Source organism: Mycoplasmopsis agassizii (assembly GCF_002272945.1).
GTDB lineage: Bacteria > Bacillota_I > Bacilli_A > Mycoplasmatales > Metamycoplasmataceae > Mycoplasmopsis_B > Mycoplasmopsis_B agassizii.
On sequence record NZ_NQMN01000001.1, the window covers coordinates 344,399 to 356,974 of the forward strand.

Consider the following 12,576-nt stretch of genomic DNA (forward strand, 5'->3'; position numbering starts at 1 on the left):
CACTCTTAATAAATTTAATTAAAATATTAAATTTGTTTTTGTCTTGTATAACTTGAATGAATTTTTTTATCTTCTTTTTTATTTGATTTATGTTTATTTAATAAATCACTTATGTAAGTCATTTCTGAATTATTTAATTTTATATTTAAGAAGTTATCCATCTCATCAAGAATGTTAGTTAGATTTTTTTCGTTAGTTACAACAACATGACTTGGTTGATCTATTATCTTTACATCTTCAACTTTTGAATCAAAAACAATTACTGAAAGCATTGGCAATTTGACATTTAGCATTTTAAGAATATGTTCGATATGTTTATCATTTTGAATAATTGGATTTTTAATATCATGAATTTTATTTCCAATTTGTTTAGTTCAAATTGGCTCATCTGCTTTACCACTAATTTTTCCATTTATTGATTTTAGTTCTAAAACTAAAATTGCTCTAGCAGTTACTAAAATTCCATCGACTTCAAAATATTTGTCATCATCATAAGAATAAATTGATGCAGGATGAAATAATTTATTCTTATCAGCAACTCAAGTTGTAATTAATTTTTCAACTCTTTTTTCAAAAGCATATCCTATTTTTTTAGTTTTACTTTTTCTTAATCTTGCGCTTAATCAAAAAGCAAAAATAATTATAAAGATAATTAATAATGAACCTAAACCAAGTCCTATTCCTAAAATATAATTAAACATTTTCTTATTATACTTTCTCAAGCGATTTATCTTAATTTTTTATGCATTAAATTTTAATTTTTTGCTAGTTTTACAATTCTAAAACTAGCAAAATGAGTAAAAAATAATTATCTGGTACAAAAAAGATAAATTTTTAATGTTTTTGATCAAACTTCAAGAATTATTTTATAATCATAACGTGCAGATATGCCAAACTATTCTAGTTTAAGTGTTATTCTGCCAATCTAACGCTTAAACAAAGAAAAAACCTTGCTTTTCTGAAGCGAGGTTTTTAAATATTTTTTTTATTTCTGTAAGATATTTAAAACACCTTTTTAAGGAGTATCTTATGAATAATTCAACTTCAACTAAAAATCAGTGGCTTGATAAGCAAACTTTAAAAGATTTTTTTAAAAATCAAATTAGGTTTACTACTTTTGATGTAGCTTTAGCAGGAATTTTAATGGCAATTGCAATTATTGTCAATTACATTACTAATTTGAGCCTAACAGGAGTTTTAAATATTGATGCTGAAGTAATTTTTAGCATTTTCTTTGGAATTATTTTTGGTCCTTTAAAAGGTTCATTTTTATCAGTTGTTTTAGATCATTTAAACTTATTAGTCAGAGGTCGTATTGGCTTTTGAATGTGAGAATACGCAATCATTGCTTTGTTATTACCAATGATTGCTTGATTATTTTTTAATATCAGAAGAATAAAAACTAATTTAAAAGCATTTTTACCTATTTTAATTGTAGTTGCAACAATTATCATGGCTTATGGCTTATTTTTTAATCTAGCAAATCCTTTTACTACTCAAAGAGTAGATGGGTTTAATCAACGTTTTTCTTATACGGGTGCAGTAATTGCAATTACAGTGGCTACTGCTTTAATTTTGATAGCAACTTTTCATGTTGGTGAAAGATATTTAATAACTAAAAAAGCTATGTATATTGATGTTTTAATTATCGTTTCTTTAGTTGTTTTTGTCCAAGTTTTATTTAGATGATTATGAGGTCCTTTTGCTTTTATAAATTATTTACAAAAATTTACACGTAATATAAATAATCGTACATATGCAAATTCATATACTTTTTATATGATTCCAATTGTAATCAAAACAATGATTACAATTCCATTATTTAGTTTTGTTTTAGCTGCATCTGTGCCTAGTTTAATTTATTTTGAACATAAGTACAAAATTAAAAATAGAATGGCTTTAAAAGCAATTTTTAGAAGAAATAAATAGTTTAGTAATATTTAAAAACAAGTACCATAGTTAGGTTAATATTCCTGAAATGGGTATGTTTTTATGATAGAATTTTTTTAAGTGAGGTGTTTATTTTGTTTACCTACATTGATTTATTTGCTGGAATCGGTGGCTTTCACATTGCTATGGATGATTTGGGAGGAAAATGTGTTTTTGCTTCTGAATGAGACCAAAACTGCAGAATAACTTACGAAACTAATTTTAGAAAAACTAATCAAGAACTTTTTGAAAGTGGAAATCAAACATATTTTGCAGGTGATATAACTAAAGTTGACCCTAATTCAATCCCTGATCACGATGTTCTATGTGCAGGTTTTCCTTGTCAACCTTTTTCGCAAGCTGGACTTAAAAAAGGTTTTGAAGATACAAGAGGTACTTTATTTTTTAATATTGCAAATATAATAAAAATTAAAAAACCAAGAGTAGTTTTTTTAGAAAATGTTCGTGGACTGCTTAAACATGATAGTGGCAAAACTTTTGAAATTATTAAAAATACAATGACCGAATTAGGTTATTCTTTTCACTATAAAATTGTGAAAGCAAGTGATTTTAATTCGCCACAACTTCGCCCAAGACTTTATATGATATGTTTTAGAAACGATATAGATGATAGCAATTTTAGTTTTCCAGAACCTATTCCATTAGAAAAAGATATGAGTTGAGTTTTCGATGGTGCTTCAGTAAATAAAAAAATCGGTTTTACTTTGAGAGTTGGTGGAAAATCTTCTGCAATAACTGACAGAAGAAATTGAGATGGTTACATTGTCGATGGCAAAGAAAGAAGAATAACCCCTAAAGAAGGAAAACGAATGCAAGGTTTTCCTGAAAATTTTGAATTTCCTGTTTCAAAGACAGCCGCAATGAAGCAATTAGGAAATTCAGTAGCAATTCCAGCTGTTAAGGCTGTTGGTAAAGAAATGATTAAAGTTTTAAATGGGAGAAAATAGTTACAATGAAACTAAGTTTTAATCGTGGAGAATGATCTGAAATATACACTGTTTTATATTTACTATTTAACCCAAATCTAGAACTAGTTGATTCAAAATTAAATTCAATTAATACTAATTTATTAAGAATAAAATCAATTAATTTGAAAAATAATCAAGATGAAATATTCATCAAATATTTAGTGGAAGATTCAGGAAATGTAAAAATACTTTCAGATAAAAAGATACTTGGAATAATTTCCAAAGAAGAACTCGAACAAAATAAAAGTTTAATATTAAATAATATTTTAGATTCAAAACCAGGTAAAAGATCCTTCACAATAAAAGGGATAAAAAACTTTTTACAAAAATTAGACAATGAGAATTATATAAAAGCAAATTCACTTAAGAAAAGTGATTTAGATTCAACTGTCCACGATTTAAAAACAGATAATTTAATAGATTTATCTTATAGTATAAAATCATCTTTAGGATCACCTTCTACAATTCTAAATTCAAGTAAAAGAACAAATTTTTTATACAAAATTAATGATTTAAAAAAAGAAGATATAGAAGTTATAAATTCTATTCATACACGAGCAAAATTAGTAGACAGAATTAATAAGATTTATTCGCTAGGTGGGAGCATTGAGTTTGTTAAAGTTAGTGATTCAACTTTTGATTATAATTTAAAAATGATCGATTCTAACTTACCTTTTTATTTAGGAAATGCTTTACTTAAAAGTTATGAAAAGGGAGTGAAAAATCTAAAAAAATTATTCATTGAATCGGTAAAGCCTTTTGATTTTGATTATGCTTATAAGAAGCTAGGAGATTTTTTAGAAAGCATTTCATTTGGTCTTTTTCCGAGCATAAAGTGAAACGGTAAAAACTCAGTTAATGGTGGTCTTGTGATTGTAAAATCAAATGGATTAGTAGTTGTAATTGATTTAGTTTATTTTAAAAATGAAGTAAGAAATTATTTAATTGAACAAACTAAATTAGATACTCCAAGTTCAAAAAGATACAATATGTTAGAATTATATTTAGATAATAATGAAATATACTTTACTTTAAATCTTCAAATAAGATATAAGAAATAAATTTGTATAAATTAATTAAAATTTACTATTTATTTTATAAAAGTTTTGTCTAAATTTTTGCAACCTATTTTCAAAATAGGTTGTTTTTTTATTAACTAATAACTTGTCTTTTTAAGGAAAATAATTAAAAAATGCTTTCTCTAAAAAGAGAAAACATTCATAATTAATTGTTTAAATTTTGACTTTTATTTAGTCTTAAATTACACAAGATTCACAGTCAATATTTTCCATGTAATCAATCACTTCTTGGCGAATTCTTACATAATAAATTGACTTACATTTTTTCTTAAATGCCCGAATATAGGCTTTATTAAGATCCCTTGTAGTAGTTTTATCAGCATCAACAAATAGTGTTAAACTGATTGCTTGATCAACATGTTTTTGAGCTTCTGCTGCTAAATCAATAATAGGATCTGGTCCTAATTCATAAGCACCATCTTGATAGTATTTTAAGTTGTCATCATCGATTTTATAAGCAGGTACATAAACTCTACCAACTTTACCTTCTTTTCTAACTTCAACAGGTGAAACAATTGGTTGTAATGAAGCTGTACATGAAGATAAATATGAAATTGATCCTGTAGGTGCAATTGCCATTAAGTGTGAATTTGCTAGTCCATGTTTTTTAATTTTTTCAACTAGATCAATTCAGTCTTGTTGTGAAGGAATTGCTACATTATACTTAGCAAAAATTTCTTTAATTTTTTCTGTTTTAGGTAAGTATTCATCTTTAGCAACTTTAGTGTATTTTTCAAAATATGAGCCATCTGCATATTTAGAATTTTTAAAATGTTTATAAACACGTTTTTCATTAATTGCTAAATTATTTGAAGCACGAAAAGCGTGATATGCAGTTGTGTAAAAATAAATATTTGTAAAGTCTAAAGCTTCAGGAGAATTATAATAAATTTCATTTGTAGCTAAGAACCCATGCATGTTCATTGCTCCTAAACCAAGAGCATTATTATTTGAATTTCCTTTTTCAACTGAAGGTGCTGAAGAAACATTTGCTAAACGTGAAATAACATCTAAAGCAATAATTGAATCTTCAATCATTTCACCAAATTCAGCTCCTGCTTCCATGGCACGAGCGATATTAATTGAACCTAAATTACATGCAACATCTTCTCCAACTTTTGTGTAACTTAAGTCTTCGCTATATTCACTAGCTGAAGATGATTGTACGATTTCTGAACATAAATTTGACATGACAACACGCCCTGGATTAGGGTTTGCTGCATTAACTGTATCATCAAATAATAAATAAGGATAACCTGATTCAAAGTGTAATTGAGCAATTGTTTGAAATAGTTTACGAGCATTAATATAAGTTTTATTAATGTTAGGATTTTTAACTAAATTGTCATATTCTTCAGTTACTGAAATATCGTTTAAAGTTTTTCCATAGGCTTTAAAAACATCATAAGGAGAAAATAAAGCCATGTCTTTATTTTCAGCAGCTAATTTGAAAGTTATATCAGGAACAACAATTCCTAATGATAATGATTTAATACGAATTTTTTCATCAGCATTTTCTTTTTTAGTATCTAAAAAAGCCATGATGTCAGGGTGATGTGCATGTAAATAAACAGCACCTGCTCCTTGTCTTTGTCCTAGTTGGTTAGCGTAAGAAAAAGAATCTTCAAGTAATTTCATAACAGGTAAAACACCAGTTGCTTGTCCTTGAATATTTTTAATAGGAGCTCCTGCTTCACGTACGTTTGAAAGTGATAAAGCAACACCACCACCACGTTTTGATAATTGTAATGAAGTTGAAATACCACGAGCAATTGATTCCATATTATCTTCAACTCTTAGTAAAAAACAAGAAACGTATTCACCTCGTTGTTTTTTACCTGCATTTAAAAATGTCGGAGTTGCAGGTTGATATCTTTGAGTCATCATTTGTTTAATCATGACTTTGGCACGCTCAAACTTACCTTCTCCAAAAAGTAAGGCATTCATTAAAACACGGTCTTCATAAGCTTCTAAATATTGAGAGTTATCAAAAGTTTTTAAAGCATATGAAGTATAGAATTTTAAAGCACCCATGAATGACATAAATTCAAATTTAAATGAATATGCATATTCATGTAATTCTCTTAGTTGATCCATTGTGTATTGGTTAATAACTTGAGCATCATAATATTCATTTTCAATTAATCACTCAATGCGGTGTTGAAAATTATCAAATTCTTTAGTTCTAGGTAATACATGTGAATGCATGTATTCTAGAACTGCACTTTGATCAGCGTGGAAATTATTTTTTCCATTGATCACCATTCTTGCTAAAGCATTTAAAACGATATATTCATCGTTTGAATCATTTAACATGTCGATTTCTTTGGTTTCACTCATGGTGGTTTCTCTTTTCTTATTAAAAAAATATTTAAGTTTTATAAGTTAATATTTTTGAATTATTTAATTCAAAAATCATTTAGGATTTTGCTAATTTGAGCAGTATCATCTGCTGTTCCTAGCAGTTCAAATTGATAAAGCAAGGGAATATTTAATTTCTTTGAAATAATTGGCCCAGCTAAAGCAAAGGTATCACCAAAATTGGTGTTTCCTGAAGCAATTACGGCTTTACAAAATGAACGATTTTGGGGATTATTTAAAAAGTTAATAACTTGTTTTGGAACGGCTCCGTTTTTAAATTCTCCTCCACCTGCATAAGTAGGTGTAATTAAAACATAGTCTTGTTCGACTATTAAAGGTGCATCAGTTAATTCAGTAGGAATTCTTTTATTGTCGATTCCTAGTTTTTGAATAAAACGATGAGTATTATTTGAAATTGATGAAAAATAAACAACTAGCATTGGACCTTTTGGTCTTTTAGTTTCATCAATAGTTACATGTGATAAGTCTTTCATGATCTTCCTTTTTGTTAATTAAAATTCTCAATCATCATCATCTGTTTCTTCGATAGTTCCCATTACATATGAAGAACCATTTCCTGAAAAGAAATCATGATTTTCATCAGCACGAGCTGATAATTGTGCAAGCACTTCAGGCGAAATGCGTGTTTCTTCTGCACTAAAAGGTGAATCATAACCTAGGTTTTGTAAAAATTTACCAGCGTTATATAAACTAAAGGCAATTGCTTCATCAGCCATTGATTTACCATCGGCTGTTTCAAAACCTGTATATAAATCTTTTAAGTAATCTTTTTCAAGATCAATTAATTCATACATTAAGTCAAAAACAAACTTTTTCATTTCCGCTTGTTCTTGAATTGATAGTTTTTCAACTTTACGTTGATATTTATAACCACTGTAGTAATTATGAATAACTTTATCTCTTAAAATTAAACGAATAATATCACTGGTATTTGGTAACTTGCCTCGAGCCGATAAATAAAATGGTAAGTAAAAGCCACCATATAATAAAAATCCAGGCATTAAAGCTGCAGCAACTTTTGATTTTAAAGGATCATCATTATGATAATAAGGAATTAAAACACGTGCTCGAGCTTGCAGTTTTTCATTATTAATAACTCATTCATGGGCTTCTTCAATCATTTCTGAAGTACAAAAAGTTGAAAAAATTGTCCCATAACTGCGAGCATGTACACCTACCATAAAGGCGAAGTTAGCATAAATAACTTGCTCGTGATCAGTTTGTGAATTAGGAATTTGTGCCACATCACAAACTGTTGCTTGAATGGTATCTAATAAAGTTAAACCTGTAAAAGTATTAGTGATTAATTGTTGTCACTTATCATCAAGTGTTTTTCAACTTTTTAAGTCATTTGATACTGGAATTTTCTCGGGAATTCAGAAATTTTGACAAATTCTTGTTCAAACTTCTAAGTCTTTAGGGTCATTTAACACGTTTCAGTTAACTGAACGCATTTTTCCTTGAAAATTGTTTTGATAGTAGCCAATTGGTGAAACAGATTCGCTGTAATATTGATTCTTTTCACGTATTTTTTTCTCTTCCATTTTAAAAAACCTCTCATAAATATATTTGTCCGTTTTTGTTAGACAAAAACAACAAATAGCGTTTAATAAAAGGCTACTTTTTAATCATCTCTCTCTAGCAAAAACTGCTTATATGTTTTTTATAACATATAGTTATTAGATTATGCAACAAATTAATTAAAAATGATTAAAAAATATTTATAAATATTTTATGAATTTAGTTTTGAGTATTTTATTTTAATGTTTAATATGTTAATATATTATAAAAATTATATTTTTATAATAATAAATATTAAAATTATTGTTTTAGCAAAATTTATAGGATGTTTATAAGTTGTTAATAACTTTGTCAATAACAAAAGCAAAATAATCTCTTTTGAGTTGCTTTTTCTTATTTAAAAGCATACCAATATTTTTGAATAAACGACCAAAAAAGCAAAAATATTTTGTCAAATCCTAAGCAAAAATTTTCAAGCAAAAATAGTATCATTTGTACTAAAAATAAGCAAGTTTTAAACGAAATTTACTAACTTTCAGGCTCTAATTATTGTTATAAAAAATTTTGTGGAAAATAAAGTGAAACATTCACTCGATTTTAATAAAAAATGGCTTAAAAATCCAAAAATTTGCTTATCAACATACAATTAAACTATGTGAAAAAATCCCAAAATTAAAAAATCGCTACTTTTACTAACTGGCGCAACATTTATTGCTTCAGTTAGTGCTTTAATAGCGTGTTCACCTAATAATTCAGGCGAACTTTCAGAACAAGCAAAACTAGATAAAGAATCTGAAAAAGTTAAAACAGAAATTACACTTCCTGTTTTATTTAATGATTGACAAGTGCAAGAAATTAGTTTTATCAGAGATATTGAAAAGCTAATTGACTTTAAAAATTACAATTCTGATAACTCGAATGTTTTAACTAAAGCATTAAATAGTGGCTATAGTTTAAGCATTGAAAGTTTTACTCCAAATAAAAGCGAAAATGCTGATTCACTTAATTTAATATTTTTATTAAAAAGTGAAAATCTTACTAAAAAAATTACTGCAACTATCAAAGGTTTTACTAAAAATGAAGTTGAAAAACCTCTTATTAAACAAGCAATAAGTGATGTTGAAATCAATAAAATTAATAAAATAATTACTGCAAAAGATGATAATACTTATCGACCAAAAGACATTCTTTCACCATTAGGAATTTTGAAATTATTAAGCAAAAATGTCTTTAATAACGAAGGTAAAAACGGAGCAATTTTTAAAGAAAAATTAAGTGAAGGACTTAATTTTAAAGTTAAATCATTTAGCCAAAATTTAGAGAATAATAAAACAGAACTAGAATTCATAATCACTCTTTATGGTGGAACTTTTATTGAAAAAGATGTAACTCTTAAAATAATTAATCTAAAGCCAAACACTGATTCAGAAGCTATTCCTTCTAAAAAATTAATCATTCATTATAAACCTGCAAGTAATACTAAAATCAAAGGTTGAGGTTTACATTTATGAAATAATGATGGTTCAAATAAAGCAATTGAAACAGAAACTAGTTGAGATAAACCAATTTTATTTTCAGAAACAGCTGATGAAAACGGCTTTTATAAAGCAGAAGTTAATATTATTAATTTAGCAAAAGGGCTAAATTATATTTTACATAATGGCGATGAAAAAGATGGTGGTGATCGCTCATTACCTTTATCTGTGATTATAGTGAGTTTTGAATTTTAGCAAATAGTGAAACTGTTTATAGTGATTTACCTGTTGCTTCAATTGATGCAAAATATGCTCTTAGAGTAAATCCTGAACGGATTTTAATTGAATTTAATAATGACTTAAAAATTTTAAAATCAGCAATTACTATTAAAAATTTAACTGACCAAACTTTTATCGAACGCTTTCGTTTAAAGCAAAATAAAGAGTTAGTAACTTTAGAATTTATGGATACACCACCTAGAGTTTCTGATAAGTTGATGATTAGATATAATGATTCTGATCTAGTTTTAACTAGTGTTTCAAAACCTTACATAAATGATCCAAAAATGCACTATACAGGCACTTTAGGTGCAAATTTATTAAGTAATAACACCTGAGAAGTTAAGTTATATGCACCAACATCAACTAAATCTGAAATCATTCTTTTTGATAAAGAACAAAAAGAAATTAAAAGATTAAAAATGACTAAAAAAGCTAATGACTTAGTTTTTGCAATTAATTTAGATAAGGCAAACACTAATTTAGAATCTCTAGATGGACTCTTTTATCAGTTCATTTTAGATAATAATAGAATCGTTTTAGATCCTTATGCTAAATCAATGGCAAGTTTTAATCCTGCAGGCGAAGATAAAGTAGGTAAAGCTGCTTTTATTGATCTAAAAAGTAGCAAAGCAGGTGTAAAACCAAAGGCTTTAGGTGTTGAGATTGAATCTTTAAAAGGTAACGTTAATAAGATGGTTGCTTATGAAATTCATGTTAGAGATTTTACAATTAATACAGAAATTGCTGATAAAGGAACTTTTAAAGGTTTTGCTAATTGAGATGAAGGGATTAAACATCTTCAAGATCTAGGAATCACACATGTACAATTAATGCCAATTCAAAACTATTATACAGTTGATGAAAATAATAAAACTTATAATGGAAATAACGTTGATTCAAAAGCAAATTACAATTGAGGTTATGATCCCCATAACTATTTTTCGATTGAAGGCTGATTAGCAAGTGATGCTAATGATCCTTATGCAAGAATCAAAGAATTTAGAGAGCTAGTTAATAAGTTACACGAAAATAAAATCGGTGTCATAGTTGATGTTGTTTATAATCATTTATTTAAAAATAGTATTTTAGAAGATATTGTGGAAAATCTTTATTTTCGTTTCAAAGGTAAGTCTACTCCAGTAGGTGAACCTGCTGTTGCTAGTGAAAGTTTCATGATGCAACGCATTATTTTAGAATCATTAAAATTTTTCCATGAAGAAATGGGAGTCGATGGCTTCAGGTTTGACTTACTAGGTTTTATTGATAGTGCAACAATTTTAAAAGCTAGAGAGTTAATGCCTAAAGCCATTTTATATGGTGAAGCTTGAAATTTTACAGATCTAGATAGTGGACTTAGCCCTGTTAAAGGAGTAACTAGTTTTAACGAACATAAAGTTAAAGATCTAGCTTATTTTAATGATGCAATGAGAAGATCTTCAAAAGGTGATACAGGTGAAGGTCAGGCTTTTGATCTAGGTTATTTAAATGGTAATAACCAAAATTCAGGTTTACTAAGAGCCGCTTTAATAGGTGGCATTAAAAACTTTAAGCAAAGCGAAGAAAAAGAAGGCTTATTATTTTCACAAATTGATAATAGTGAAAATAATTTATTTGCAGATACTGCAACTGAATCATTAAATTATTTAGCAATTCATGATGGCTTTAGTTTATGAGATAAAATTAATTTAGCAACAGCTAAATTAGCAGATAAATCTGATTCAGAAAATCTACAACATAAGATTAACTTGTTAAAACAAGCCTACACCTTATTATTTACAAGTCAAGGTAGAATCGTGATTCAAGGTGGCGATGAAATGGGGCGCACTAAAGCACTTGCAAAAAATGATGCTAATTTACATCGAAGTGCAGCAAGTGATAACTTAATAATTTTAGATGATGTCAAAGATGCTTATGAAAATAAATATTCAGAAAATTCATATCATTCTTCAGACTATACTAATGGTATTAGATGAAATCGCTTAGAAGATAATTTTGCAGATGGTGAATTTAAAAAACTAAAAGACTATGTTAAGGGTTTAATTACTTTAAGAAAAAGTTTTGCTTCTTTTAGTCTAACTAAGGTTGAAGATATTAATAAGCATCTAACATTTTTCGGAGAAACCAAAACTAATAGTGCAAGTTTATATAAGAATTTTTTAGATCCTAAATTAGGTGAGTTAAAAATTAAATTTATTAATGCTGATCAAAATGCAAGAAATAAAAAATGGTACTTAGCAGGCGAAATTTCTCCTAGTGCTGATAATCAGAACCTAACAAAGTTTGTACATATAGATCAAGATGGTAATGGCGAATTAATTCTAAATAAAACTGATTTAGAATTAATTCATAAAAATCGTGCTCAATGAGGAGAAAGTAATAGTTTCAACTTTAAGTTAGTTGCCGAAAGCGATTCATGAGACACACTAGAAAATGCTTATGAAGGTTTAGGTAATTCATCAATTCCACTAGCAAGTATTAATGAAAATAAGGAAGCAATTATTGACCTAGCAAAAACTAATTTTCAAGCAACTAGAAATAATCAAGTTAATGAAAATAAGGTAGTTGATATTGTGCAATATCATTTAACTAATATTGATTCTAATAGTAACATTTTAGAAGTTATTGTTGCATCAAATCCTAGTGATAAAGATCTTGAATTAGCTAAAGCCCTTGATTCTAGTTGAGCAGTTATTGTTGATAATGATAGTGCAGGGATAACTAAAATCAGTGGCTATGATTTTAGTAAAAATAAAGCAATTGTCAAGTCAAAATCAACTATGGTTTTTGCAAAATTTAAATAGCTTTACTCAGTGCAAATCCTAAAAATAGCTACCAAAACTTCTGTTTATTGAAAAACATGGTAAATAAACTGCAAAAAAATGTATTTTTGCCAATTTTCAGGTTACTTTTAGCCAAAAA

General features: G+C 27.5%; 9 protein-coding genes. 5 read left to right on the plus strand and 4 right to left on the minus strand.

Annotated features, from left to right (window positions below):
- Positions 1-26: 26 nt before the first annotated feature.
- Positions 27-701: a nuclease-related domain-containing protein gene (locus tag CJF60_RS01325; RefSeq protein ID WP_084231875.1), complete on the minus strand. Its 675-nt coding sequence runs from the start codon at positions 699-701 to the stop codon at positions 27-29.
- A gap of 328 nt (positions 702-1,029) precedes the next feature.
- On the opposite strand from CJF60_RS01325, the gene CJF60_RS01330 reads away from it, so the two are divergent.
- From CJF60_RS01330 to CJF60_RS01340, 3 genes are all read left to right on the plus strand, one after another.
- Positions 1,030-1,929 (plus strand): ECF transporter S component, encoded by a 900-nt coding sequence (locus CJF60_RS01330; RefSeq protein WP_084231876.1) that lies wholly within the window; start codon positions 1,030-1,032, stop codon positions 1,927-1,929.
- A gap of 95 nt (positions 1,930-2,024) precedes the next feature.
- The gene (locus CJF60_RS01335) at positions 2,025-2,897 is read left to right on the plus strand and encodes a DNA cytosine methyltransferase (RefSeq protein WP_200807530.1); all 873 of its coding nucleotides are present in this window, start codon (positions 2,025-2,027) and stop codon (positions 2,895-2,897) included.
- A 5-nt stretch (positions 2,898-2,902) separates the two neighbouring features.
- Positions 2,903-3,979: an HpaII family restriction endonuclease gene (locus CJF60_RS01340; RefSeq protein WP_084231877.1), complete on the plus strand. Its 1,077-nt coding sequence runs from the start codon at positions 2,903-2,905 to the stop codon at positions 3,977-3,979.
- 195 nt (positions 3,980-4,174) lie between these two features.
- On the opposite strand, the gene nrdE is transcribed toward CJF60_RS01340, so the two are convergent.
- From nrdE to nrdF, 3 genes are read right to left on the minus strand one after another with little or no spacing between them, the layout of a single operon-like run.
- Positions 4,175-6,337 carry a class 1b ribonucleoside-diphosphate reductase subunit alpha gene (gene nrdE, locus CJF60_RS01345; protein WP_084231878.1) on the minus strand — a complete coding sequence of 721 codons (2,163 nt, stop codon included), beginning with the start codon at positions 6,335-6,337 and terminating at the stop codon, positions 4,175-4,177.
- A gap of 59 nt (positions 6,338-6,396) precedes the next feature.
- Positions 6,397-6,855 (minus strand): class Ib ribonucleoside-diphosphate reductase assembly flavoprotein NrdI, encoded by a 459-nt coding sequence (gene nrdI / locus CJF60_RS01350; protein WP_408633937.1) that lies wholly within the window; start codon positions 6,853-6,855, stop codon positions 6,397-6,399.
- A 15-nt stretch (positions 6,856-6,870) separates the two neighbouring features.
- A complete protein-coding gene (nrdF, locus tag CJF60_RS01355; protein WP_084231880.1) occupies positions 6,871-7,923 on the minus strand; it encodes a class 1b ribonucleoside-diphosphate reductase subunit beta in 1,053 nt (350 codons plus the stop codon).
- A gap of 630 nt (positions 7,924-8,553) precedes the next feature.
- Between nrdF and CJF60_RS01360 the strand changes: the two genes are divergently transcribed.
- Together CJF60_RS01360 and CJF60_RS01365 are read left to right on the plus strand one after the other, a co-directional pair.
- Positions 8,554-9,630: a pullulanase-associated domain-containing protein gene (locus CJF60_RS01360; protein WP_084231881.1), complete on the plus strand. Its 1,077-nt coding sequence runs from the start codon at positions 8,554-8,556 to the stop codon at positions 9,628-9,630.
- 209 nt (positions 9,631-9,839) lie between these two features.
- Positions 9,840-12,458 (plus strand): alpha-amylase family glycosyl hydrolase, encoded by a 2,619-nt coding sequence (locus tag CJF60_RS01365; RefSeq protein ID WP_084231882.1) that lies wholly within the window; start codon positions 9,840-9,842, stop codon positions 12,456-12,458.
- Positions 12,459-12,576: the final 118 nt, after the last annotated feature.